Below are 24,667 nucleotides of genomic sequence, written 5' to 3'. Positions count from 1 at the left end.
ACACGATATGCTTGTAAAACGGGACGCTCGCGTCATTAAACAGACTTTATTGACACGATATGCTTGTATACCGGAGCGCTCGCGTCATTAAACGGACTTTATTGACGCGATACACTTGTAAAACGGGACGTTCGCGTCATTAAACAGACTTTATTGACACGATACGCTTGTAAAACAGTGCACTCGCGTCATTAAACGGACTTTATTGACACGATAGACTTGTATACCGGGGTTCGCGCGTCATTAAACAGACTTTATTGACACGATAAGTTTGTAAAACGGTTCGCTCGCGTCATTAAACGGAATTTATTGACGCGTTAGACTTGTATACCGGGGTTCGCGCGTCATTAAACGGACTTTATTGACGCGATAGACTTGTAAAACGGGACGCTCGCGTCATTAAACAGACTTTATTGACACGATACGCTTATATTCCAAAGCTTTCGCGTCATTAATCAGCTAAAAAGACTACTAATCCGCTTCTCCAAGTTTTTGACTAAGCACCAAAAAACAGCAACATGCACCTTACACGGGCTTCAAAAGCTCGAGAACCAATGAATACAAAATAAGGGAGTTTAGCAACATGAAAAAGCTGCACCATAAATACCGTTCCACTTGGATTGATATCATTTTTTCAGTCGCAATCATTCTTTTGACAATTTCCGCCTTTTTATTGGTTTTTCCGACGAAAGGTCTTCTATCTAAAAAAGAAAGTCCTTCTACAAACGCAACCTCTCCAATACAGATGGAAGAAATCGAGTCGAGCTATCCAGGCGTTAAAATTGTTACGAAAACATCAAATGATCCCTATTCACCATTTGCGATTCAATATCCACAAACAAACTACACTTCCTTTAACGACCAAATACTTACATATATTACTGAAGCACAAAACCATTACATACAAAAGTTGAAATCAAAAAGGCAAAAGAACACTAAAACTTCAGGTGAACTGAACATCTCTTTTGAAACAATTACCCATCATTCCGGAAACTATTCTTTTGTCCTTGTAACAAATACGAACTTTAGTGATGTAGAAGCCGGCACATTGGAAATCCGCTCGTTCCACTTGAATCCAGAAAACGGGAATCATTATTCAATAGAAGATCTGTTGCACAATGATCCTACTAAACTCGAAAAGATTGCTTCATTCGTGCGTGCAGCAATACACGAGGATCCCTCGTTAGTAGGTCATGTACAAGAAAAAAGTATGGAAATGCATACACAACCATTTTGGAACAACTATCGCAACTACGCGATTTCTGATGAAGCGCTTCTGTTCTATTTTGACGAGCAGACAATTGCAGACCAAACAGTTGGCCCTCCAATCGTTACGCTTCCAATCGATATTGTTGCGCCTTTTCTAATCGATGTGTTTCAACCGACAAAACCAACGGATCCGAATGAAGACTACCCTTTAACAGAAACACCTACTAAGGAGGAAGATGACTCTACACATGACCAGTCAACAACTCACACGGATAATGAACATAACGTAGAACCATCAAAAAAATTAGTCGCTCTTACTTTTGACGACGGACCAGACCCAAAAATAACGCGGCAAATTCTTGACACACTTAAAAAGTATGAAGCAAGAGCAACATTTTTCATGCTAGGGAGCCGCGTCGAATATTACCCTGATGTTGTAAATGAAGTAATAGAAGCTGGTCACGAAATTGGTAACCATACATGGAACCATGCAGATCTTACAAAACTTTCAGCTGATCGAGTTCAAAAAGAAATTGAATCTACGAGTGAGATGATTGAAAAAATATCTGGCCATAAACCCGAAGCTTTCAGGCCACCTTATGGAGCGGTTAACAAAATGGTACGTTTTCAAACTGAACTCCCTGTTGTTTTGTGGGACGTGGATTCATTAGATTGGAAACACCGTAATCCTGACACACTTCTCCAACTCATAAAAGAACAGACCAAAGATGGCAGTATCATTTTAATGCACGACATCCACCAAGCCACAGCAGACGGGCTCGATGCTGTTCTTTCGTATTTGGAAACAGAAGGATATGAATTTGTTACAGTTGCCGAATTAAATCAAACAACCGACTAAGGTAAACTAAAAACCGCGCGTCACCATCATTTTTCAGAGATGGCGTCACGCGGTTTTTGTTTATTCACAGCATTGATTCTAGACATATTTCTGTTATAATTCAATTAGAACAGATTGGAGGGTTAACATGTTCATCGAAATTGAACCGTCTTCAGAAATCCCCATATATACGCAATTGGTCAATCAGCTTATTGAATTGATTGCCAAAGGAGAGCTCCAACCTAACGATACGTTACCATCCGTTCGTTCATTGGCCGCTGATTTAGGCGTCAATATGCATACCGTGAATAAAGCATACCACGAGCTGGAACGAAAACGTATCATTCGAATCATTCCTAAATCGGGAGCAGTCGTAAGCGAGATAACAACACCAACTGACGAACAACTCGCTACAATAACACATGCTTTAAAAACTGTACTTGCTGAATCAACAGTTTACGGAATGAACAAAGATGAAGTACTATCGATTGCTTTAACAATTATGTCAGATTATAAGGAGGGTTAAGGAAATGACCGTCATCATCATGACAGTTATCATTTTATTTTTGACAGGCATGCAAGCAGGTACACCTTATTTCGTCAAAAGGACCGTTGTCTTTGGCGTTACAATTCCAGAAGGACATACCGAAGATAGCAAATTGGCACAGTACAAAAAATATTATATGACCGGGACACTCCTTACAGGATTGACAAGTGCAATCACTTTCATTGTACTAAGTCTAAATGATTCTACAGAAGCGACAATTGTCGGAAGTGGTTTGGCGCTACAATTCTTCACCCTTTTGATAAGCATGATTCTATATGTCGTCTTTCATACTAAAACAGCAAAACAAAAACAGGACAATGAATGGGGAGCGACATTAAAACAAATTCGCGTTGTAGATTTATCGAGCCGCTCCGCTGACGAAATGTTGCCGACAATTTATTTTACACTTCCAATGACGATTACAATTGGACTGATCATTTATACAATAATAAATTATGAGCACTTGCCTCATTTGATCCCTACACACTGGGGTCCGACTGGCGCACCTGATGCATTCAGTGAAAAGAATCCATTTACCGCAGTTGCCCTTCTCCTCATTCTTCTTGTGATGCAAGGCATGATGAGTGCTATTAATTATTTTACAAAGAAGTCAGGCATTAAACTGAACGCTACGAATAAAAACAAATCAAAAATACAACAACTAACATTCAGGAAATACACAAGTTGGTTTCTATTTCTAACAACGTTATTGACAACCTTACTACTTGCTTTTTTCCAACTAACAATTATTCACGAAGAAATAGGCGGTACATTGCTACTTATTACCGCACCTTTAGGTTTTCTTGTTATTAGTTTAGTCGGAGCTGCTATTTACGCCTACAAGATAGGGCAAGGTGGGGCACGTATCCAAATTGACTTAGAAGAACAAACCCCTCAAGGCATTACGGATGTAGATGAAGACCGGTACTGGAAAGCTGGCGTATTCTATGTCAACAAAAACGATCCTTCCATATTCGTTGAGAAACGGTTCGGAGTAGGATGGACCATTAATCTCGGCAATCCGATTGGCTATTTCATTTTATTCGGTCCGATTGCAGTCATTCTCGCTATTGCATTTTTCCTTTGAACATCGAACAATAAAAAACCGCGTAGATCCTAAGTTTTAACACTTAGGTTCCGCGCGGTTTTTCGATGCACAATTCGTCACTTTATTGTTGAAAATTAATTAAACACACTCGTACTGTGTAAAGGTTGCAACCTTGCTTTCGGATCAATATGCGCTTTTGCATGGTTGACAGCAATTGGAGCTTCTCCAAGGCCGACAGCAATAAGCTTCACTTTTCCATCGTAATTTGTTACGTCACCAGCTGCATAGATTCCTTCAATATTCGTTTCCATGCGAGAGTTGACCAAAATGGAATTGCGATCCATTTCAAGTCCCCATTCTTTAATCGCACCGAGTGAAGAGATATTGCCGTAGTTGACGATTACATGGTCGATCGCCAACGTTTCTTCTGCACCGTCTTTTTGGACAACAACCACTTCTTTCACAGTACCTTCTTCACCTATAATGGACTTGACATTACGAGATGTTAACACATTCACTTTAGATGCCATCAATTGATTGACACTCGTTTCATGAGCGGTAAAGCGTTCTCTTCTATGAACAAGTGTAACGGATGAAGCAATATCCTCGAGCATTAATGCCCAGTCCACAGCTGAATCTCCACCACCACAAACAAGTACTTCTTGATCTTTGAAGAGTGAAAGATCTTTTATTCCATAATGCAAGGTCTTTCCTTCAAAATCAGTTTCCTCTGTCAAACCAATCTTACGTGGTTGGAAAGCACCGATTCCTGCTGTCAAAAGGATTGTACGTGTCAAATGCGTCCCTTTGTCAGTCGTAAGCACAAAGTGATCATCTTCTTTTGTGTAAGAGAGTGCAGTCTCTCCAAGCAAGATTTCCGGTTTTGCGTAATGAGCTTGGGTTACAAGATTTGCTACAAGGTCTTTTGCAAGGATTTTAGGAAATCCACCTACATCGTAAATATATTTGTCAGGATAGAGCTCGACTAACTGACCTCCTAGTTGTGGAAGGCTATCAATAATCTTGACAGACATTTCGCGCATCCCTGCATAAAAGGAAGCAAACAAACCTGTTGGCCCCCCACCGATAATTGTAATGTCGACGATTTCATTGTTCATCTATAAACACTCCAGTTTTCTTAGAATTTTCGATGAATAAAAAAACACCCTCATCAGTATTTCCTACTTTCTACTCTACACATTATCTACTATTTTTCAATAAAAATCACAAAAAACGAACGGATCAGTGCGAAATTTTTTAAAGAATTCTACGTACTTTTCCGCACAAAAATTGAAAGCGCTTAAATTTTATAATTTTTATATAGTATTATATTATCAAACAAGTATAATAGGTATATGGACTGTACTACTAGAGTGAAATTCAGGGGGAATGTAGTGTGAAATTATCAGTATCAAAAAAGATTTGGATGGGGTTTTCAATTCTTCTTGTCATCATGCTTATAATGGGGGGTTCCTCGTTTTTTGCAACGTATAAGATGAACGAGGAGTTCGATTTGTTCATTGAAGATCGTGCGCATAAAGTGAACCTTGCAGATGAATTGATTAGTGCACAAAAAGAACGGTATATCGCCATTAGTAGTTATGTATTATTTAAAACGAAAGAATTTGTCGACCAAAGAGATGAGTCAACTGCCCATGCAGAAAAGTTAATGGTTGAACTAAACGAGTCGTTTAGAAATTCCTCAGACGCTGAACTTGTCGGAGAGCTAACTACACTGCAATTACAATTTGGGGAACTTGTAGATGAACTCAGTTATAGCTTAATGAGAGCTTCCGAGACGCAAAATCGAACATTACTACGTGATGCAAACACATTGAACGAACAAATTATGGAGAGAGCAACTGCTTTAAAAGAACATCAACAACAAGCAATGCAACAATCAAGACAAGAATTGGCAAGTTTAACGAAGACTGTACATATGATAACGTTTGTATTCATTGGTATTGCCATTATTCTTTCACTCATTATCGCTACCTTCATTAGTCGGAGCATTGGCAATCCTGTTAGAAAAATGACGGCTGCTATTGAACGCGTTGCGTCTGGTGATCTGACGATCGAATCATTACACATTCAAAATAAAGATGAAATTGGCGTCATGGCTACAGCGTTCAATAAAATGGCAACTGACCTGAAAGGTTTATTGGAACAAATCCGACATTCTTCCCATCAATTAGCTGCACAGGCTGAACAGCTTTCTGCAAGTTCTGAAGAGAGTCTAGCATCATCCGAACTCGTTGCAACAGCTTCAGAGAAAAATATGAAAGATAGTGAAGAACAAGCTGAATTAGTAGGTGATACTGTTACATCCGTTTCCAAACTGACAGCTGACGTCAACATGATTGCTGCAAGCAATGCACAAATGCTCGATGCAATGCGTGCAGTGATTTCCCATGTTACAGATGGCTCATCGACCGTCAAACGACTATCTGGACAAATGAACGAGGCGGATTCCGTTATTCAAGAAGCTGCAACCATTATTCAAGCAATGGCAAAACAATCTGCGGAAATTCAAAAAGTCACGTCTCTCATTACTGCTATATCCGAACAGACAAATCTGTTAGCGTTAAATGCAGCAATTGAAGCAGCACGAGCTGGAGAACATGGAAAAGGCTTTGCAGTAGTCGCGGAGGAAGTCCGTCATTTAGCTGAACAATCTAAAACATCGGCAAAAGAAATTGGACAGATGATCACTTCCATCCAAAAGGCTACGAGTCAAGCAGTTTCAGCTATCCATACAGGTAGAGACAGTGTGAAGGACGGTCTAGACGCTACACATCAATCCAAAGAAACGTTCAATACAATTGAACACTCTATCAATGACGTTAACGACAATGTTGTCACTGTAGCGGAAGCTATTGAACAAATCCGCTCAATGACAGAAGCGATTTCACATTCATCTGCTCAAGTAAGAAAACTAGCAGAGTCAACTGCATTCACAGCTCAGGAAACGAGCGCTGCAACTGAAGAACAACTTGCTGTGAACGAAGAGATTTCCTCGAGTTCACAATCGTTGGCACGGTTAGCAGAAAATCTTCAAAAGGAAGTCAACAGGTTTTCCTTGTAATGAACAACGCAAAAAGGCAGCGCACTCAAAATTGGTGCGCCGCCTTTTTAAGTTTTGCTACAGAAACAGCATCTGTTCAGTCGCCTAGATGCTCTTTGCAAAATTCAGCAATAGCCAGTTGTTCCTCTTCATCTAATTCAAAATCCAACACTTCATCCGTCGCACGATCAAAAAGATGATAAGATGCCACCTTCTCGGTTTCTTCATCTACAACATAAAGTACACGGACTCCAGTCCCCTGCTCTGTATAAAGTTCATCCTCTTCTTCAAATTTCACATAAATGCGAAACTCATATCGCTGACCAGATAAAATACCAGTCGGATCCACCATTTCGATCATGCTATATTCCATAATTTCCATCATCATCACCCTATCGGTAGTTACTTTCTTTCATTTTACAACACTTTTAGCTAAAGCGTTCAACATTTGTCCACTTCTAATCGATTTCTGTTCCAAAGATTTGATTCTTACCGATACAATGCGATTCTATTCATGAAGCATACAACGCAAAACATATTTAATGGAAAATGTATCCTCTCAGCATTATTTGCCATAGCTGCTTATCGAAGAAATCGCAACGGTCATTCAATCGCTACAGCATCCTTCCCTAATCGCAGCATATTTCTTCGTGAACAGTGCATTCTTCCGAAAATCGCAAGCATATTTCTCGTAAACAAAGCACACTTCCGAAAATCGCCGCATACTACTCACCAACAGTGCAATCTTCCGAAAACACCTCCATCCTTTTCCAAATCGCAGCCTGCTTTTCCGAACCAGTTGCAAATTTAAAAATACTTTCTCCTGCTAGTAAATTTCTTTTGCATTTTCCCAACAATTCATGAACAATGAAGATAGTGAATACAATTCACAGTATACAAATGGAGGAATGGGAATGTTGAAATTCGAAGACTATGAATATAAGAGACCTGATTTGCCACGTATTAAGGAGCAATTTCTTGATTTACTCGAGCAATTTAAAGGTGCAACCTCTTTTGAATCTCAAAATGAAATTATCGAAAGCATTAATCGCATCAACTCTAATTACTCTACACAATCCAATATTATGCTTATCCGTTCATCAATCGACACGAATGATGAGTTTTATCAACAGGAACGTGAATATTTTGATGAAATCGATCCTGAATTCCAAGAACTCGGAACGGCTTTTTACAAAGAACTTGTTGCAACACCGTTTCGCAAACAACTTGAAGAAAAATGGGGACCACAACTGTTCGCATTAGCAGATAATGCGATTAAATCATTTTCACCAGAAATCTTACCGTTATTGCAAAAAGAAAATAAACTCGTATCCGAATACTCAAAGCTTGTCGCATCTGCACAAATTGAATTTGACGGTAAAACGTTAACACTTGCCCAACTAGGTCCATACGCAGAATCTACGGACAGATCCGTTCGCAAAGCTGCAATGGAAGCGTCATTTTCATTTTATGAAGCAAATGGTGACTCGTTCGACAGAATATACGATGATCTCGTGAAAGTTAGGCATGAAATCGCGACAACATTAGGATTTAACAATTTTGTAGAATTAGGTTATGTCCGAATGAATCGAATTGGCTATGACGCAGCAATGGTGAAAAATTTCCGTGACCAAGTCCGTGACTTCATCGTTCCAATTGCAAACAAGCTTTATAAACGACAAGCAGAACGCATCGGAATCGAATCGATGAAGTATTACGATCAAACGCTCAATTTCTTAAGTGGGAATGCCACGCCAAAAGGATCACCCGAGTGGATTATTGAGAATGGAAAGAAAATGTATGCAGAACTGTCTCCTGAAACGGACACATTTTTCCGTTATATGACGGAAAAGAATTTACTTGACCTTGTTGCAAAAAAAGGAAAAGAATCAGGTGGCTATTGCACATTTATTGACGACTATGATTCTCCTTTCATCTTCTCCAACTTTAATGGTACTTCTGGAGATATCGACGTTTTGACACATGAAGCCGGGCATGCTTTCCAAGTGTATTCCAGCAGGAACATCGGCATCCCTGAATACGTTTGGCCAACATACGAAGGTGCGGAAATCCATTCGATGAGTATGGAATTTTTCACATGGCCTTGGATGGAACTTTTCTTTCAAGAGGAAACGGAAAAGTACAAGTTTGCACATTTAAGCAGCGGCCTACTATTTTTACCATACGGTGTTGCAGTCGATGAATTCCAACACGTTATTTACGAAAATCCAGAAATGTCACCGGCAGAACGAAAAGAAGCTTGGAGAAAAATAGAAAAAACCTATTTGCCAATGAGAGATTATGACGGCATTCCTTTCTTAGAAGCCGGAGGCATTTGGCAACGTCAATCTCACATTTATCAATCTCCATTTTATTATATTGATTATACGCTAGCTCAAATTTGTGCGTTCCAATTTTGGAAACGATCTTTTGAAAATCGTGAGGAAGCTTGGAACGATTACTTACACCTTTGTAAATTAGGTGGTTCGAAGCCTTTTACTGAACTTGTAAAAGAAGCAAATTTACTATCGCCATTCGAAGATGGTTCTGTGGAATCGGTTATTGGTTCAATAGAAAATTGGTTGAACCAAGTAGACGATAAAGCGTTATAATTTCAACATAACTAAAAAAATGCATGAAGGCTAATTCCCTCATGCATTTTTTATTTCTGCTTTTATTCACCGTCTAATCCTTTACATTAATCCGACAGCATTGCCTTTTTCATCGACATCCATTTGAAGTGCTGCAGGTTGTTTAGGCAAACCAGGCATTGTCATAATGTCGCCCGTGAGACAGACGAGGAATCCAGCCCCAAGCTTCGGCAAAATTTCGCGGATTGTAATCGTAAAATCCTTTGGTCTCCCTAGTTTTTTCGGATCATCCGAGAATGAATATTGTGTTTTTGCCATGCAAATCGGTAAAATGTCCCATCCGTTTTGCTCGATTTGTAGCAGATCTTTTTTAGCTTTATCTGTAAGCACGATACCATTTCCGCCATAGACCGTCTGTACGATTGTTGTGATTTTATCAATAACGGATTGTTCCACATCATAAAGGGGTGCAAAATGATTCGGTTCGTCCAGCAGTTCAAGCACTTGTTCAGCTAATGCTCTACCGCCTTCACCACCATTCCCCCAAACATCTGTTAACGCAGCTCTTACATTGTTCTTCTCACACCAAGTTAACACATAATCGAGTTCCGCTTTTGTGTCTGCTACAAACTGATTCAATGCAATAACTGGTTGAACTCCGAACGCCCGCACCGTTTCCACATGCTTTTCAAGATTCACGATGCCAGCCGCAACCGCTTGAACATTTTCAGTTCTCAACTCAGCTTTCGCCACACCACCATGCATTTTTAAAGCGCGTATTGTCGTAACTATAACAACAGCATCCGGTGAAAAACCACCTTTTCGTGCTTTTATATCCATGAATTTCTCAGCACCTAAATCAGATCCGAAACCCGCTTCTGTGACAACAATATCTGCAAGTTGCCTAGCTGTATTTGTCGCCATTAATGAATTGCAACCATGCGCAATATTGGCAAAAGGCCCTCCATGAATAAGTGCTGGCGTCCCTTCAATTGTTTGCACAAGATTAGGCTTAAACGCTTCTTTTAACAATAACGTTAAAGCACCTTCGACACCTAGGTCTCTTACGGTCACCGCTTCTTTGTCATACGTATAGCCGATGACCATTTGGGACAAACGCTCTTTTAAATCATCCAAGCTTGTTGCTAAACAGAAAACTGCCATAATTTCCGAAGCGACCGTGATGTCAAACCCGTCTTCTCTTGGAATTCCCTGACCTGGTCCGCCAAGTCCAATCGTCACATGACGTAGTGCCCGATCATTCATGTCCAGTACACGCTTCCATGTAATCCGTCTTGGGTCAATTTGAAGCGTATTCCCTTGATGTAAGTGATTATCTATCATGGCACTTAACGCATTATTAGCTGTCGTAATTGCATGGATATCACCATTAAAATGCAGGTTTATCTCTTCCATCGGCAGCACTTGTGCATATCCACCACCTGCTGCTCCACCTTTTACTCCCATCACAGGTCCTAAAGAAGGTTCACGCAAAGCAATCATAGATTTCTTCCCTAATTTTGCTAATGCATCTGCCAAACCAACTGTAACGGTGGATTTCCCTTCTCCTGCCGGTGTCGGACTTGTGGCAGTCACTAATACAACTTTACCGTTTGATTTAGCAACTGGTAATTTCGCTACATCAATTTTCGCTTTGTATCGGCCATAGGGCTCAACTGCTTCCTCTGGTATACCCGCTTGTTGTGCAATAACACCAATTGGCTTCATCACCGCTGCATTAGCGATTGCTAAGTCTGTTAATGGTTTTGCTTCTTTTGTCAATCTAGCCGCCACCCTTCTCCTAAAAGACGTACCTAGTGCTCGTCATTTTTTACTTAATCTTAAGTACAAGTTTTCCGAACTGTTCACTATTCGTTAAAGCTCGAAACGCGTCCATTCCATCATCTAAATTATACACACGGTCAATAACCGGTTTTGTCTTAAACTTCTCCATATGCATAAGCATTGCTCGTAGCTCTTCTCGACTTCCCATTGTTGAGCCGAACAACTGATATTGCCCGTAGAAAAACTTTCGTAAATCCAATTCCACAAGATCTTCTGTTGTTGCGCCAAATACGACGATTCGTCCACCACGTTTTAACACTTCCAATGACCGGTTAAAAGTTGCCTTCCCTACACTATCGATGACAATATCGATTGTTTCGTTAGCTAATGCTTCGACCCAGTTGCTAGACGTGTCAATGGCTACATCAGCTCCAAGTTCAATTGCTTTCTGTCTCTTTTCTTCCGAACGGGAAGTTACGATAACACGTGCACCGACATCTTTAGCAAACTGGATAAGAAACGTTGCCACACCACTCCCCGCACCTGGAATAAAAACCGTGTCGCCTTTTTTTACGTCAGCTTGAGTAAATAACGCTCGATAACCCGTTAACGCTGATAACGAGACTACAGCAGCTTCTTCCATCGACAAATGAGTAGGTTTTCTTTCAATTTGTTCAACAGATATAACAATCTTTTCAGCGAATGTACCGTTATCCGGCATGCCTAAAATCTCAAACTCTTCTGGTGGACATGTGTGATTCTCATACCACCGTAACGAGGGATTAATGATTACTTCATCTCCAACAGCCCAATCCATAACCCCTTCACCAAGCGACTCGATGACACCAGCACCATCGGATCCAAGTACGAGCGGCTCCGCTGCATCACCTCTGCGACGAGGAATCATCAAATCCCTTCGGTTTAATCCAGCAGCATGAATGGAGACAACAACCTCGCCCTTTTTAGCTTTCGGCTCTTCCACTCTACCAACTTTCAATTCTCCTTTTTCATAAAAAATTGCCTTCATAAGCGCCCCCCAGTTAATAATAATTATACTAATTCTTCTCCACTTTCTATCATACAACACATACGGAATATTTTCACATTGATAATTTTGCAAATAAAAAACGCAAAGATTAATCCTTTGCGCCTTTTCCTATTTGTATAAGAAGCCAATTTTCAATATATCACATTTCGTAAAAAGGCTCTGCAATGTATCATTTATAACCAGCGTTTCTTCACTTTCGCAAGTTCAAGCAATTCCAACACATCTTTTTTCGGTAACTCCGTCAAGATGGACAGTAACTCACGTTCAGCAAGTCTTCGTCCACGACCACTTCGGTAACGTTCTTTATTTTCAGCATCAATCGAAATATATAAGTCTGTAATTTTTTCGCCTTGCTCATCATTTTCTTTTCCGATGATTAAGTTCTCGCGTAAACGTTCATACAACATATCTACATTTGAGGAACCACTCGGTGTAAAAGCTCGAGATGTTTTTGGATCACCTAAAATTAATTCATCCGTGGATACATTAAATCGCTCAGAAATTTTTGCAATCCATGCTGCCGAAGGGGCATTCTTACCTTTTTCCCAATCTTTTATTCTACTTGCTGACGTTCCTATCGCGGCGCCAAAAGCCATCATTGATAAGCCTCTCTGCTCTCTCAAGGTCTTTAGTCTTATCCCAAAGTCTTCTTTACTCCAATCGTTCACCGTTATGCCCCCTCCAATATACTTATCTCTATCATATTTTTCCTAGTTCAATATGTCAATCCTAATTATTTTTATATAAAGGATTAATACCCGGTTTGTTGTCGCTTATAATTTTCTTCATTTTTATGGATATATGCATGTATAATATCTTTTGTTCCAAAATCCAATGCTTTTGCAATCGCCGCATAGTGAACCCATACGTTTATGTAATGTTCCATTGAGCTATGTAAGATGAATTGTTGAATGGCAGAAATTGTTTGAAGAAATATTGAGGTTAAGTCTCCAGAAACTTCACCGTCCGGCCAATAATCAAGCGTATCCAAGTTTTTTTCAATACCTAGAGAAAGTAGAAAATGTATGGAGTCCACATACTCTTCCAGTATGATTTCTTTTTCTGAAGGACCTTTTGTACTCCAAAATTTAAAACATCTAGTTTCATTTGCTAATTCAGCAAGTTCAATAATAAGCGCTAGTCCTTTTTCTTGAAATACATCTCGACGTACTTCCTGATTCGTTTGTATATATGCATCCAATTCCTTCTGCATATCAAATAGCGTTGTTAAATTCATTAAACAATCCCTCCGAAATAAAAATATCTTGAAACCAAACTAGCTATGTTAATTATAACGCATAGGCATATGAAAGCGAACGTTTTATTTCTTAATAAACTTATTTTATTTCATTAATTCATTTACACTATTTACTTTTATGTAAGTTCGAGTTTTTATTTCGAAAAAAAGGGTTAAAATTAGATAATAAGAACTACTATATGTATAAATTAAAAATGTGCAAAGTATAGTAATAAACACCTATTAACTCCGCACTTCTTTTTGTTAATTAGAGAATGTTTTGACAGCAAGTAATTTCGGAGAGATAATTGATTTTTTTTGAATATCTTGAAACCAAACTGTTTGTCATCCGTATACGTAGATGACTAAATTTATTTTTCTTTAAGGGGATGGCAAGTATGATCTTCGTAATCCGTATTTTCATTATCGCTTTCATCATCTACTTATTTTATCGAGGTATACGTTATGTAATCGATCCTATGCGGAAATTGGATGATGCGTATGAACGAGAACAGTATTACTTTTATGATGATGTAAAAAATGTACGGAAAAACTTCTTTATTACGTATAAAGGGGCGCTGTTCGAAGGAGAGAAGTATTTAGGTACGACAGATAACGCATTCGAAGTAGTCTCTATTTTCGTTTGGGTAAAGGACGAAACAAAACTTCAAGGATTTACGAAAGATGATTTTCATTTCCTCTCTTCGGAAATTCAATCGAACTATCCTCAAGCTGAAGTTAGTTGGAAGAATCCAATTGAGCAGTTGATGAAGAAAACAAGCGAGTAAGAATAATGCTAGATACCGCATGCGATTAAGGTACAGGATACTTAATTGCATGCGGTATATTTATTCTAAACGACTCTCTTATCTAGAAGTAATTTTCAATATATCGATTCCCAGTAAATAAAGGATGAGCAGTATGTACACAACCGCTAATAGTAGAAAGCCAATCCTAAATGTTGTTCGCCGTGTTTTATGATTAAAGATCAACATTCCTGCATAAGAGCCAATTGCACCACCCACAAATGCAAGAAACCAAAGATTCTTCTCCGGCACCCGTCTCGCTTTGCGTTTTGCCTGTCTTTTATCATAGCCCATCGCTGCAAAAGCCCATATTGATACAAACAGTATCCAACTAATAAAAATTTCATTCATACGATTCAACTCCCCCCTATTATTTTACACGGTAGCGAGTTGCAATTGGAAGGATAATGAATTGCTTTCATATGTATAAAACCTCTAAAGTCGTTCCTGGCATGGTTTTGACGGCATTGACGGTAGACAATTGTAATACTCGCGGCGTATCACAATGTAAACGCTTCGCATCGCAACGTAAACTCGTCGTATCACAACACTCTTCCCTCGCATCACAACACTCGTGGCGTATCACAACGTTAACGCTTCGCATCGCAACGTAAACTCGTCGTATCACAACACTCTTCCCTCGCATCACAATACTCGTGGCGTATCACAACGTAAGCGCTTCGCATCGCAACATAAACTTGTCGTATCGCAACACTCTTCCCTCGCATCACAATACTCCCCTCTCCTCAAAAACACATACAAAAAGCCCTTCAACCAATTAAATCGGTTAAAGGGCTTTTTTATCGTCAATCAATTATTTTGCGACTGATTTTTTTGCTGTTTCTGCAAGTTGTGCAAATGCTTGTGCATCTGTTACTGCAAGGTCAGCTAGCATTTTGCGGTTTACTTCGATACCAGCAACTTTTAAACCGTGCATAAGTGTGCTGTAAGAAAGACCGTTCATGCGTGCAGCTGCGTTGATACGTGTAATCCATAGTTTACGGAAATCACGTTTCTTTTGACGGCGGTCACGGTATGCATAGTTGAATGATTTCATGACCTGTTGGTTTGCTACTTTGTAAAGTCTATGTTTTGAACCAAAGTAACCTTTGGCTAATTTCAATACTCGATTACGGCGCTTGCGCGTCACTGTTCCACCTTTTACGCGTGGCATAGTTCATTACCTCCTGCTATTCCTAAAGAATGTTGTAATAGTTGTTCAATGAGAAGTTAGGCTGGCGTCGTTTGACATACCTCGATGTCTTCCCTTATGAACGGGTTTGAAAGTCTTACTTCATGTATGTGATCATTTCACGGATACGTTTGTAGTCGCCAGAAGAAACAAGTGAAGCTTTGCGCAAGTGGCGTTTAGCTTTCGTAGACTTGTTAGCAAAAAGGTGACTTGTGTAAGCACGGCCGCGTTTCACTTTACCAGTTGCTGTTTTTTTGAAACGTTTTGCGGATCCGCGGTGAGTTTTCATTTTTGGCATGATCTGTTCCTCCTAAATCGTTCGTGTTACTTTTTTTCGGCAGTCGGTGCAAGTATTAGGAACATGCTCCGGCCTTCCATTTTCGGTTTCACTTCAACCGTTGAGAATTCCTTGCATTCTTCTGCAAAGCGGTCCAATACACGTTGACCGATTTCCTTGTGCGTAATTGCACGACCACGGAAACGGATAGACGCTTTTACTTTGTCCCCTGCTTGCAAGAATTTGATACCGTTACGAAGCTTTGTTTGGAAATCATGTTCGTCAATTGTTGGGCTTAAGCGCACTTCTTTGACGTTAATGATTTTTTGGTTCTTTCTCACTTCGCGTTCTTTCTTTTGTTGTTCGAACTTGAATTTTCCGTAGTCCATAACGCGGGCTACAGGGGGTTTTGCTGTTGGAGCGACAAGGACAAGATCCAAATTCGCGCGGGCTGCAATATCAAGTGCCTCATTGCGTGATTTGATTCCAAGCTGGTCGCCATTGTGGTCAATTAGGCGCAGCTCGCGGGCACGGATGCCCTCGTTTACGTACATGTCTTTGCTAATAGTAATCCACCTCCGAATGTTGTCTCGCGAATACACGGTTTGGGTATACCGCCCACCATTCCGGCAGGGGCCCCATAGTCCATTCGATTAAGAAGAGCACAGGGCACCGGAACGTTCAGAAAAAGAGCTAAATAACCCGTAAAAAAACAGCTATCATGCAATTTCCTTTAGGAACGTAGCAATTCCGAGGGACTGGTGCCCGTAATCCGGACAATAAAAAAGGTAGACAAACAGTACATTTGTCTACCCGCTTATGTGTACGTACACCTACGTGTACGGCACGTTCACTGATGTGCTGACCTGTCAACAACGTAAAGCGTCGATCAGGTGAGAAGCGGGCAGCTCCTTCTTATACCACAAACTGTATTCATTAACCTTAATAAGTCTATCATTCAATAAAAGGAATGTCAACTATTTAATTTAAAGCGCTACTTTCACATACCGCAATGCTGTTAAAAAGTTCAGCCAGGAAAACTCGATTACCTGGCTGAACTTAAACAACTCAACACTGTAAGAATTTATTCCTCGTGCGAAACATCTGCTTTAATCAAGTTCAAAAACTCAGAAAACGGCATGCTTTCTGATTTTTGCTCACCATATTTACGTACATTCACTTCTCCAGACTCGACTTCTTTATCGCCTAGTACAAGCATATAAGGTATTTTTTGTACTTGCGCTTCACGAATCTTATAACCAATTTTCTCATCACGGCTATCGAGATCTACGCGGTAGCCTGCAGCAACCAACTGTTCTTTCACTTTATTTGCATACTCAAAATGTGCATCAGGTGAAACTGGAATCACTTCGACTTGGACAGGTGCAAGCCATGTCGGGAACGCGCCTTTGTACTCTTCGATTAAGAAAGCCACAAAACGTTCCATTGTTGAAACGACACCACGGTGGATGACTACAGGACGGTGTTGCTTTCCGTCTTCCCCGATATATGTCAATTCAAAGCGTTCCGGCTGTAAGAAATCAAGCTGTGCAGTCGAAAGTGTTTCTTCCATACCAATCGCTGTTTTAACTTGAACGTCCAGCTTAGGACCATAGAATGCTGCTTCTCCAATTGCTTCTACATAGTCCAAGCCCATTTCATCCATTGTTTCTTTCAATAGACGTTGTGCATGTTCCCACATTTGATCATCATCATAATATTTTTCAGTATCTGCAGGATCACGGTACGATAAACGGAATGAGTAATCATTAATATTGAAATCTTTATACACATCAATAATTAATTGAACAACTCGACGGAATTCGTCTTTGATTTGATCCGGACGAACAAAGATATGCGCATCATTCAAAGTCATTCCACGGACACGTTGTAACCCTGACAATGCGCCAGACATTTCATAACGATGCATTGTGCCAAGTTCCGCAATACGGACAGGCAAATTCCGATAAGAATGGATGCCATTTTTATAAATCATCATATGGTGTGGGCAGTTCATCGGACGGAGCACTAGGTCTTCATTATCCATACTCATGACCGGGAACATGCCGTCCTGGTAGTGTCCCCAGTGGCCTGAAGTTTCATATAATGCTTTACTTCCAAGTACAGGCGTATACACGTGATCGTAACCAAGCTTCACTTCTTTATCGACAATATATCTTTCAATGATTCGACGAATTGTTGCACCTTTTGGTAGCCATAAAGGAAGGCCTTGACCGACTTTTTGGGAGTTTGTAAATAAATTTAACTCTTTTCCGATTTTACGGTGATCCCGTTCCTTCGCCTCTTCCAACAAGCGTAAATGTTCTTGTAAATCTTCTTTTTTGAAGAATGCTGTTCCATAAATACGTTGTAGCATCTTGTTCTTGGAATCGCCTCGCCAGTATGCACCCGCAATACTTAACAGTTTGAATTCCTTCAGCTTGCCTGTGGATGGAACGTGTACTCCGCGGCAAAGGTCGAAAAATTCTCCTTGCTCGTAAATGGATACTTGCTCGCCGGCTGGAATCGCTTCAAGCAATTCAATCTTATAGGGATCGTCAATTTCTTTGAAACGTTTTTCTGCTTCATCACGCGAAACATCATGGCGGATAATCGGTAAATTTTCACCGATAATGCGTTTCATTTCCTTCTCAAGTTCAGGCAAATCTTCCGCTGTAATCGGTGTAGGTGAATCGATGTCATAATAAAAGCCATTGTCAATGACTGGTCCAATCCCTAATTTTGCATCTGGAAACTTGCGTTTTACCGCTTGTGCAAGTAAATGCGCAGTACTGTGGCGTAAAATTTCAAGCGCCTCATCTGATTGGGGAGTAATGATGGCAATGTCACCATCTTCATGGATCGGTGTTTTCAAATCCACAAGTTTCTCTCCAACCTTACCTGCCAACGCACTTTTTCTTAGACCAGGGCTGATGGATCCAGCAACCTCTTCTGTTGTTGTGCCCGCGGGAAATTCCTTTATCGCACCATCTGGAAATTTTAATTGAATCTGTTCTGCCATTGTAAACACTCCTCACTCGATTTTTTTGAACAAAAAAAGCCCCATCCCAATAAAGGGACGAAGCTATTGCTCGCGGTTCCACCCTTCTTCCTTCCACATCCTCGATACATACTCGCGGACATGGAGCTCTGAAACGGCTAACGGGCCGGGGCCGTCATCAGCTACTAAAGAAGTTCACTGATGCTGTTCGGAGGTGGTAAATCGATGTTCGCAACTACAGGGCTTGCAGCCTAAAGACCCTGTTCTCTGTAAGTGGAGCTATCGATTCATGTCCTCTTCAATACATTTCGAATATAATACTCATTAGTATAAGGAATGTCTCAGAAAATTGCAAGTGACGATTTGTCCTTCATGTCAATTCCGATTTCTAAGGTTGGAACCTTTCAATTCAATCGGTTTACTTACCGTTTTAATGCGCTCCATAATTCTCGCTGCTTTAACCTCTTCTTTTTCACCTCGTTGCGTATACGCTAAGTGATGCTCCAACTCTTTATAGTTATAGTTCGACGTAAAGAAAGTAGGCAATTTCTCTGCCATTCGGTATTGTAAAATCGTACCTAGCACTTCATCTCGCGCCCAGGCAGAGATGGATTCAGCACCAAAATCATCTAACATAAGGACTTCCGCTTTCTTCACAAAGTCAATCTTGTCATTGAACGTTTGGTCTTGAATCGATTGTTTAATTTCCCGCAGAAACTCGGGAATATAAACAATGACTGTCCTCACTCGACGATTAGCAAGTTCATTCGCAAGTGCTCCAAGAATATAAGATTTGCCCGTTCCAAATGGCCCGTAAATGTAGAATCCGCGCTCCGGCAGTTTTCCTGTCTCACTGTATTCACTAAGAAATTGTGCGGCTGCTTCAATTGCAATAATGCGACTGTCATCATGCTCTAAATTGACATGGTGAAGACGCGCTTCCATCACATCTTTTGGCATGTGCATACTATCAATCATATTGGTAATGTTTCGTCTTTCATCGTCAACCAATTTATTCGGACATTTAACATAATCAATGTCAATGAACCCTTGCGACAAAACAAGTTTTGGTTCAAAGCCTTTCATTACGTTTATGCACCCATCCAGATGTGGACACTTTTCACATTGATGTGAAGCAGACACAAACTCATATAACTTCATTAAACTCTTCTCAACAACTGCTTTGTCAATGGAAGCCGCATGCTCTTCAATAAACTGTTGAACAGCGGGAGATTCCATCACTTCATTTCGCACCGCTTCATATCTAGCCGCCAACTCTGACGGATTGACAACCCTTCTTAATGTACTTCCGATTCGCTCCATCTATTATTTCCCCTCCGTTCTCATCGCATCTAACTTGGCGATTAGTTGACGACGTTTTTCATCCATGGATGGGTCAACATCCTTTTTGTTAGCTTGTTTACGATCATCTGTTTCATCGTTTTTACGGAACCACTCCGGCAGCTTCTCTTCTCTTCCTTGCCTTTGTTTTCGAGAGTTTGTCTGCTTACTTCCTTCTTTTTGCCATTGCATATACTGGTCGTGCTCTTTTCTAGACATGTCCATTGCTTGCTTTGCAGTTGTAATTTTTTTATTAGCCCAGTGAGACGCAATCCGTTCTGCATAGTTTTTCGTTATTTTCCCGTCATTTCGGATAATGACATAATGTAACAGGACATTGACAACGCCAACTGTAAAACCGTGTACCGTTACTAAACGTTCAGCAAGCTGCACATCGACAGGAAGTGGTTCTTTGCCTGTATAATCCCTTAACATTTCTCGCGGCGAGACCGTTTCCATGTACTGTAAAAGTTCATCTTCACGAGTGACAGGTTCTTTTTTAAGAGGAGGTGCTTCCTTATGAAAAACTTTTTCAAGTTTAGGGGCATTACGAGAAATATTCAGCTTGTAGAAATCTGTAGCAGCTTTTCGTAAGCGTTCTTCTGGTAGATTCAAATCTTCATCCAACGCCATCATAATTACTTTTTGCATATCCATTGGCGTTAGTGAATAAAGAAATGCCAGTTTCCCAATAAACTCTTTTGAGACGGAAGCAAGTGCAGATTGAGGTACCATTTGTTCTGATAACCCTGCCCGAAGAAGTTGGAAATCAAAATCAAAGTTGGCAAATGGTAAGCCTTCTGACACCGATTTCCCTGATAGTTTCGTTGGTTCCTGTTCAATTTCCGATCCACTTGAACGGATCGGCTTGTAGACGTCGAGAAATGTACGCGAAACTTCATTATAGCCATCCATTTTTTGATCAGAGAGGGTAAACCGAGCTTTTAATCCACGGTACGCATTTTCACCAATCTTACTGAATAAAAATGTGGACAATAAGGGATCTTCAAAGAATGATTTCGCATCCATCGGCGGCAAAAGTTCATAGATGAATGAGCGGTCTCCACCCTCTTCCTTACAAAATGTCCGCAATAGGCCAATCGCTTCAAGAGAGATTCTAGCTTCAAAAACTTGACCAAGCGGCATAGTCAGTAAGTTCATGAGGTGGTAGTGATTGTATTCACTATCAAGATTCCGCTCTGCATCCGCCCATAACGACAAAAACAGACTCATCGATTGCGGTCCGATAAGTGGTTGATAAAACAAAGTGAGGAGTTGTCGATCATAATCCGAAAATGGATGCGCCATCATGATTTTATAAGTGTCAATCGGTTGTAATTCTTGATATAGCATATTGTCGGAGCTCCTCTCTTTCAGGCTTCAAAGCTTAATTTCTCTCTTTTTTCGTTTGTAAATTTTGGAGTTCTTCAATGAAAACCGTAATGTCTTTGTATTGACGATAGACAGACGCAAAACGGACATAGGCCACTTCATCGACATCCGCCAATTTTTCCATCACCATTTCCCCTACGTTTTCTGAGCGAATCTCCACTGTCCCTGAACTTCTTAACTCTTTTTCAATATGATAAACAATGTTTTTAAGAGCTTCCAGATCAACCGGTCTCTTTTCACAAGCCCTTATCAATCCTCGTAATAATTTCTCGTTGCTGAATTCTTCCCGTGTACCGTCTTTTTTGACGACAATGAGCGGCATTTCTTCGACCTTTTCAAAAGTCGTAAAACGAAATGCGCATTTCTCACATTCTCTTCGTCGCCGAATAGATCGATTCTCTTCAGCTGGTCTGGAATCGATGACTCGGGTGCCATTGTAATGACAAGCTGGACATATCATTTTAGCTTCCTCCGTATTTCCGTATAGTCCTTTGATTATAACAGATGTTCAAGGGAAAAATCGAAAAGGATGTAAGAAAGATTTAGGGAATCACGACGAAAAAGAGGTTGTCTGCTTACTGTCAAGAACAGCCACCAGGCATTATTCAACGCCTGATTCCCATTCTTAACGAAGCGACAACCTCTATGAATTATTGACCTTACGCTTTCAATTTGTTATTCAATGCATTTGCAACTTTCTTCGTCAATTCTACAACACGTGCAGAATAACCCCACTCGTTATCGTACCAAGCAAGCACTTTTACTTTGCGATCACCCATGACAATTGTTGAAAGACCATCAATTGTTGCAGATTCTTTCGTTGTATTAAAGTCGATCGAAACAAGTGGCTCAGTTGTGAAACGAAGAATGCCTGACAACGCACCATTTGCAGCTTTGATAAATGCTTCATTTACTTCTTCGACTGTAACATCCTTTTTCACATCCACTACGAGGTCGACGAGAGAGACATTCGGTGTTGGTACACGTAAAGCCATACCATGAATTTTCCCTTCAAGCTCTGGTAATACAAGTGACAATGCCTTAGCCGCTCCAGTCGAAGTCGGTATGATTGATTGTGCACAAGCACGAGCACGACGAAGATCCTTATGTGGATTATCCAAGTTCTTTTGATCATTCGTATACGCATGAACAGTCGTCATCAAGCCGTTCTCAATTCCAAAAGTATCGTTCAACACTTTTGCAACAGGAGCAAGACAGTTTGTTGTACAGCTAGCATTTGAAATGACATCATGCTTTTCAATGTCTAATTTTTCATCGTTTACACCTAAAACAATTGTTACGTCTTCGTTTTTACCAGGTGCAGTCAAAATCACTTTTTGTGCCCCCGCTTCAAGATGAAGAGCGGCTTTTTCACGGGCATTGAATACGCCTGTCGCTTCTATTACAATGTCCACACCAAGTTGTTTCCATGGTAATTTCAATGGATCACGCTCAGCTATTAATTCTACACGCTTTCCATTTACTACAAGAGCATCTTCCTCTACAACGACCTCACCATCAAACACTCCATGATTTGTGTCATACTTAATCAAATGTGCTAACGTTTCAGCCGGATACGATGCGTTCACTGCTACTACTTTCACATCGTCCTCCATAATAATTTGGCGGAAAACCATGCGTCCGATGCGCCCAAACCCATTAATCGCTATAGAAGTAGTCATGAAATAAATCCTCCTGCATAATGTTATACTTTTTATCGTTTATCCGTTAATTAGTATAGCATAATTTAAGTAGGAGCAAAGAGTTTGTGAACAAAATAACAATGTTCCACTTTTCAGAGAATACTTTTACGCCAGTGCACCCCATTGTTGCAATATAGAAGTCAATTGCACTTCAGTCTCTTCTCTCGTACCGTTATTGAAAATTACAGCATCTGCAAGCTCTTCTTTTTCTGCTATCGGCATTTGTGAGCGAATCCTAGCATCCGCCTCTTCTTCTGTTAAGTGGTTACGTTCCATTAAACGTGCACGTTGGATAGAAGGCGAAACTGACACAACAAGCACTTTTTCCACGAAAGATTGCAACTTACTCTCAAACAAAAGGGGGATATCCATAATGACTGTCCGTGCACCATTCAGCAACCACTCATCTTTTTGACGAAGCATTTCTTTCCGTACAGCAGGATGCATTATTGCATTTAACTTCTTACGTTCTTCTTCGTTCGTAAATATTCGATGCCCCAGTCGTTCCCTATCCAATGAGCCGTCCGCCTTCAGTACTTCTTGGCCAAATACTTCCGTAATTTCAGACAGAACAGGCCTACCTGGTTCAACAACTTGTCTTGCAATTTCATCCGCATCAACAAGTGCATATCCTTTGTTTTTAAGCATTGTTGCCACTGTACTCTTCCCGGTTGCGATACTACCGGTTAACCCGATAATCATGCACACACCTCCTTACCTCTGGCATTTTGGACAATAAACCGAAGTTCGTCCCGCAATTTGCATGCTTTTTGTTTCTCGACCACACGTGTTGCATTGTTTTTTACCGTACATCTGAAGACGAGTCTGCATCGTACCGGCTTCACCATTAATATTGCGATAATCGGAAATCGAACTTCCACCCGCCTCGATACTTTCTTGCAGGACCGTGACGATTTCCTGAAACAACGCCCGCTTTCTTTTTTCACTAATGCGTTCTGCCGTTCTCGCAGGATGGATATTCATCCGAAAAAGTGCTTCTGTTGCATAGATGTTTCCACAACCTGAAATGATTTGCCCATCCATAATTACTTCTTTAATCGGTTTACGGCCATACTTCGGCAATTTTGTCATCTCGATGAAATGATCAATGGCAATCTGCTCGAATGGTTCTGGAGCCATTTTCAATAGCGGTATATAGTCATCTTCCTTATTTAAGAGACGTAATTCACCAAATCTGCGAATGTCCGAGTAAATGAGGAGACCGCCGTCTTGCATTTTCAATACGACATGAATATGATCTCTGAACCGTTTCTCTTTCACTTCCTCTGGGCTATTCACGACGAACCACGCACCCGTCATCCCTAAATGACTGACGAGCAAACGGGGTTGTCCTTCTTTCTCTAAATGGAAGTAAATATATTTACTTCTCCGTGTCACATTCTTAATGGTCATAGCAGGTAGTTCGTTTATAAAATCGTCTATTGTCTTACCTTTTACAATCGCTTCTTTTCCTAACTGTTTTGATTGCTTAATAACAGAAGATACTTCGACCTCTACAATTGTCCGACCTGTAGAAGCGGGGGCCAATTCACGGACGACCCCTTCCACTTCTGGTAGTTCCGGCATT

23 protein-coding genes and 1 other annotated feature are annotated in these 24,667 nt (G+C 40.5%); of the genes, 6 read left to right on the top strand and 17 right to left on the bottom strand.

The genetic code is table 11. The annotated features are described in order from the left end of the window. Positions 1–583 precede the first annotated feature (583 nt). The 3 genes from QT711_RS06940 (at position 584) to QT711_RS06930 (ending at position 3,681) form a co-directional block, all read left to right on the top strand. The gene (locus QT711_RS06940) at positions 584–2,068 is read left to right on the top strand and encodes a polysaccharide deacetylase family protein (protein WP_317942900.1); all 1,485 of its coding nucleotides are present in this window, start codon (positions 584–586) and stop codon (positions 2,066–2,068) included. A gap of 127 nt (positions 2,069–2,195) precedes the next feature. After that, the gene (locus QT711_RS06935; protein WP_317942898.1) at positions 2,196–2,573 is read left to right on the top strand and encodes a GntR family transcriptional regulator; all 378 of its coding nucleotides are present in this window, start codon (positions 2,196–2,198) and stop codon (positions 2,571–2,573) included. A gap of 4 nt (positions 2,574–2,577) precedes the next feature. Continuing rightward, a complete protein-coding gene (locus QT711_RS06930; protein WP_317942896.1) occupies positions 2,578–3,681 on the top strand; it encodes a DUF1648 domain-containing protein in 1,104 nt (367 codons plus the stop codon). A 95-nt stretch (positions 3,682–3,776) separates the two neighbouring features. Here the strand turns inward: QT711_RS06930 and QT711_RS06925 are convergent, their stop codons facing one another. Next, the gene (locus tag QT711_RS06925) at positions 3,777–4,760 is read right to left on the bottom strand and encodes an NAD(P)/FAD-dependent oxidoreductase (protein ID WP_317942894.1); all 984 of its coding nucleotides are present in this window, start codon (positions 4,758–4,760) and stop codon (positions 3,777–3,779) included. Positions 4,761–5,038: 278 nt separating this feature from the next. Between QT711_RS06925 and QT711_RS06920 the strand changes: the two genes are divergently transcribed. After that, positions 5,039–6,727, top strand: coding sequence for a methyl-accepting chemotaxis protein (locus QT711_RS06920; RefSeq protein ID WP_317942892.1), 1,689 nt, complete (start codon positions 5,039–5,041; stop codon positions 6,725–6,727). 76 nt (positions 6,728–6,803) lie between these two features. Here the strand turns inward: QT711_RS06920 and QT711_RS06915 are convergent, their stop codons facing one another. After that, positions 6,804–7,088, bottom strand: a complete 285-nt coding sequence (locus QT711_RS06915) for a DUF6509 family protein (protein ID WP_317942890.1) — start codon at positions 7,086–7,088, stop codon at positions 6,804–6,806. Between the two features lie 532 nt (positions 7,089–7,620). Between QT711_RS06915 and QT711_RS06910 the strand changes: the two genes are divergently transcribed. Then, positions 7,621–9,318, top strand: coding sequence for a M3 family oligoendopeptidase (locus QT711_RS06910; protein WP_317942888.1), 1,698 nt, complete (start codon positions 7,621–7,623; stop codon positions 9,316–9,318). Positions 9,319–9,399: 81 nt separating this feature from the next. Here QT711_RS06910 and QT711_RS06905 read toward each other — a convergent pair whose 3' ends face one another. From QT711_RS06905 to QT711_RS06890, 4 genes are all read right to left on the bottom strand, one after another. Continuing rightward, a complete protein-coding gene (locus QT711_RS06905) occupies positions 9,400–11,079 on the bottom strand; it encodes a formate--tetrahydrofolate ligase (protein WP_317942886.1) in 1,680 nt (559 codons plus the stop codon). 49 nt (positions 11,080–11,128) lie between these two features. After that, positions 11,129–12,109: a zinc-binding dehydrogenase gene (locus QT711_RS06900; RefSeq protein WP_317942884.1), complete on the bottom strand. Its 981-nt coding sequence runs from the start codon at positions 12,107–12,109 to the stop codon at positions 11,129–11,131. A 194-nt stretch (positions 12,110–12,303) separates the two neighbouring features. Next, on the bottom strand, positions 12,304–12,798 hold the full coding sequence (locus tag QT711_RS06895; RefSeq protein ID WP_317942882.1) for a helix-turn-helix domain-containing protein: 495 nt from the start codon (positions 12,796–12,798) through the stop codon (positions 12,304–12,306). 83 nt (positions 12,799–12,881) lie between these two features. Next, on the bottom strand, positions 12,882–13,367 hold the full coding sequence (locus tag QT711_RS06890; protein ID WP_317942880.1) for a dUTP diphosphatase: 486 nt from the start codon (positions 13,365–13,367) through the stop codon (positions 12,882–12,884). Between the two features lie 398 nt (positions 13,368–13,765). Here QT711_RS06890 and QT711_RS06885 point away from each other — a divergent pair, with 398 nt between their 5' ends. Then, positions 13,766–14,155: a sigma-w pathway protein ysdB gene (locus QT711_RS06885; protein WP_317942878.1), complete on the top strand. Its 390-nt coding sequence runs from the start codon at positions 13,766–13,768 to the stop codon at positions 14,153–14,155. A 78-nt stretch (positions 14,156–14,233) separates the two neighbouring features. Here QT711_RS06885 and QT711_RS06880 read toward each other — a convergent pair whose 3' ends face one another. The 11 genes from QT711_RS06880 to mutM form a co-directional block, all read right to left on the bottom strand. Continuing rightward, positions 14,234–14,524 (bottom strand): DUF1294 domain-containing protein, encoded by a 291-nt coding sequence (locus QT711_RS06880; protein WP_317942876.1) that lies wholly within the window; start codon positions 14,522–14,524, stop codon positions 14,234–14,236. A gap of 463 nt (positions 14,525–14,987) precedes the next feature. Continuing rightward, positions 14,988–15,347 carry a 50S ribosomal protein L20 gene (gene rplT, locus QT711_RS06875; protein ID WP_060209871.1) on the bottom strand — a complete coding sequence of 120 codons (360 nt, stop codon included), beginning with the start codon at positions 15,345–15,347 and terminating at the stop codon, positions 14,988–14,990. Positions 15,348–15,462: 115 nt separating this feature from the next. Beyond that, entirely contained in the window at positions 15,463–15,663 is a 201-nt protein-coding gene (rpmI, locus tag QT711_RS06870; RefSeq protein ID WP_041075504.1) for a 50S ribosomal protein L35, read from the bottom strand. Between the two features lie 26 nt (positions 15,664–15,689). Continuing rightward, positions 15,690–16,196, bottom strand: coding sequence for a translation initiation factor IF-3 (gene infC / locus QT711_RS06865; RefSeq protein WP_317942871.1), 507 nt, complete (start codon positions 16,194–16,196; stop codon positions 15,690–15,692). A 530-nt stretch (positions 16,197–16,726) separates the two neighbouring features. After that, positions 16,727–18,664, bottom strand: coding sequence for a threonine--tRNA ligase (gene thrS / locus QT711_RS06860; protein ID WP_317942870.1), 1,938 nt, complete (start codon positions 18,662–18,664; stop codon positions 16,727–16,729). 50 nt (positions 18,665–18,714) lie between these two features. Then, positions 18,715–18,954: a binding site (T-box leader), on the bottom strand. A 64-nt stretch (positions 18,955–19,018) separates the two neighbouring features. Then, complete coding sequence (dnaI, locus tag QT711_RS06855) at positions 19,019–19,966, bottom strand: primosomal protein DnaI (RefSeq protein WP_317942869.1); 948 nt, start codon at positions 19,964–19,966, stop codon at positions 19,019–19,021. A 3-nt stretch (positions 19,967–19,969) separates the two neighbouring features. Further along, positions 19,970–21,337: a replication initiation and membrane attachment family protein gene (locus QT711_RS06850; RefSeq protein ID WP_317942867.1), complete on the bottom strand. Its 1,368-nt coding sequence runs from the start codon at positions 21,335–21,337 to the stop codon at positions 19,970–19,972. Positions 21,338–21,371: 34 nt separating this feature from the next. Beyond that, positions 21,372–21,836 (bottom strand): transcriptional regulator NrdR, encoded by a 465-nt coding sequence (gene nrdR, locus QT711_RS06845; RefSeq protein ID WP_317942865.1) that lies wholly within the window; start codon positions 21,834–21,836, stop codon positions 21,372–21,374. Between the two features lie 199 nt (positions 21,837–22,035). Then, entirely contained in the window at positions 22,036–23,058 is a 1,023-nt protein-coding gene (locus QT711_RS06840) for a glyceraldehyde-3-phosphate dehydrogenase (protein WP_317942864.1), read from the bottom strand. A gap of 126 nt (positions 23,059–23,184) precedes the next feature. Then, positions 23,185–23,781 carry a dephospho-CoA kinase gene (gene coaE, locus QT711_RS06835; protein ID WP_317942862.1) on the bottom strand — a complete coding sequence of 199 codons (597 nt, stop codon included), beginning with the start codon at positions 23,779–23,781 and terminating at the stop codon, positions 23,185–23,187. 12 nt (positions 23,782–23,793) lie between these two features. After that, on the bottom strand, positions 23,794–24,666 hold the full coding sequence (gene mutM / locus QT711_RS06830) for a bifunctional DNA-formamidopyrimidine glycosylase/DNA-(apurinic or apyrimidinic site) lyase (RefSeq protein ID WP_317942860.1): 873 nt from the start codon (positions 24,664–24,666) through the stop codon (positions 23,794–23,796). Position 24,667: the final 1 nt, after the last annotated feature.

Origin of the sequence: Sporosarcina saromensis, assembly GCF_033253735.1 — a bacterium.
Lineage (GTDB): Bacteria > Bacillota > Bacilli > Bacillales_A > Planococcaceae > Sporosarcina > Sporosarcina saromensis.
Note: the sequence above shows the minus strand (reverse complement) of the source record. Positions and strands in the feature narration are given on the sequence as shown.

Excerpts from the sequence above, each read along its gene's own strand:
- rpmI (WP_041075504.1), bottom strand. The coding sequence starts at position 15,663 with ATGCCAAAAATGAAAACTCACCGCGGATCCGCAAAACGTTTCAAAAAA.
- QT711_RS06925 (WP_317942894.1), bottom strand. The coding sequence starts at position 4,760 with ATGAACAATGAAATCGTCGACATTACAATTATCGGTGGGGGGCCAACA.
- QT711_RS06880 (WP_317942876.1), bottom strand. The coding sequence starts at position 14,524 with ATGAATGAAATTTTTATTAGTTGGATACTGTTTGTATCAATATGGGCT.
- QT711_RS06885 (WP_317942878.1), top strand. The coding sequence starts at position 13,766 with ATGATCTTCGTAATCCGTATTTTCATTATCGCTTTCATCATCTACTTA.
- QT711_RS06840 (WP_317942864.1), bottom strand. The coding sequence starts at position 23,058 with ATGACTACTTCTATAGCGATTAATGGGTTTGGGCGCATCGGACGCATG.
- QT711_RS06930 (WP_317942896.1), top strand. The coding sequence starts at position 2,578 with ATGACCGTCATCATCATGACAGTTATCATTTTATTTTTGACAGGCATG.
- QT711_RS06940 (WP_317942900.1), top strand. The coding sequence starts at position 584 with ATGAAAAAGCTGCACCATAAATACCGTTCCACTTGGATTGATATCATT.
- QT711_RS06910 (WP_317942888.1), top strand. The coding sequence starts at position 7,621 with ATGTTGAAATTCGAAGACTATGAATATAAGAGACCTGATTTGCCACGT.
- thrS (WP_317942870.1), bottom strand. The coding sequence starts at position 18,664 with ATGGCAGAACAGATTCAATTAAAATTTCCAGATGGTGCGATAAAGGAA.
- coaE (WP_317942862.1), bottom strand. The coding sequence starts at position 23,781 with ATGATTATCGGGTTAACCGGTAGTATCGCAACCGGGAAGAGTACAGTG.
- QT711_RS06900 (WP_317942884.1), bottom strand. The coding sequence starts at position 12,109 with ATGAAGGCAATTTTTTATGAAAAAGGAGAATTGAAAGTTGGTAGAGTG.
- infC (WP_317942871.1), bottom strand. The coding sequence starts at position 16,196 with ATGTACGTAAACGAGGGCATCCGTGCCCGCGAGCTGCGCCTAATTGAC.
- rplT (WP_060209871.1), bottom strand. The coding sequence starts at position 15,347 with ATGCCACGCGTAAAAGGTGGAACAGTGACGCGCAAGCGCCGTAATCGA.
- nrdR (WP_317942865.1), bottom strand. The coding sequence starts at position 21,836 with ATGATATGTCCAGCTTGTCATTACAATGGCACCCGAGTCATCGATTCC.
- QT711_RS06850 (WP_317942867.1), bottom strand. The coding sequence starts at position 21,337 with ATGCTATATCAAGAATTACAACCGATTGACACTTATAAAATCATGATG.
- mutM (WP_317942860.1), bottom strand. The coding sequence starts at position 24,666 with ATGCCGGAACTACCAGAAGTGGAAGGGGTCGTCCGTGAATTGGCCCCC.
- dnaI (WP_317942869.1), bottom strand. The coding sequence starts at position 19,966 with ATGGAGCGAATCGGAAGTACATTAAGAAGGGTTGTCAATCCGTCAGAG.
- QT711_RS06935 (WP_317942898.1), top strand. The coding sequence starts at position 2,196 with ATGTTCATCGAAATTGAACCGTCTTCAGAAATCCCCATATATACGCAA.
- QT711_RS06915 (WP_317942890.1), bottom strand. The coding sequence starts at position 7,088 with ATGGAAATTATGGAATATAGCATGATCGAAATGGTGGATCCGACTGGT.
- QT711_RS06890 (WP_317942880.1), bottom strand. The coding sequence starts at position 13,367 with ATGAATTTAACAACGCTATTTGATATGCAGAAGGAATTGGATGCATAT.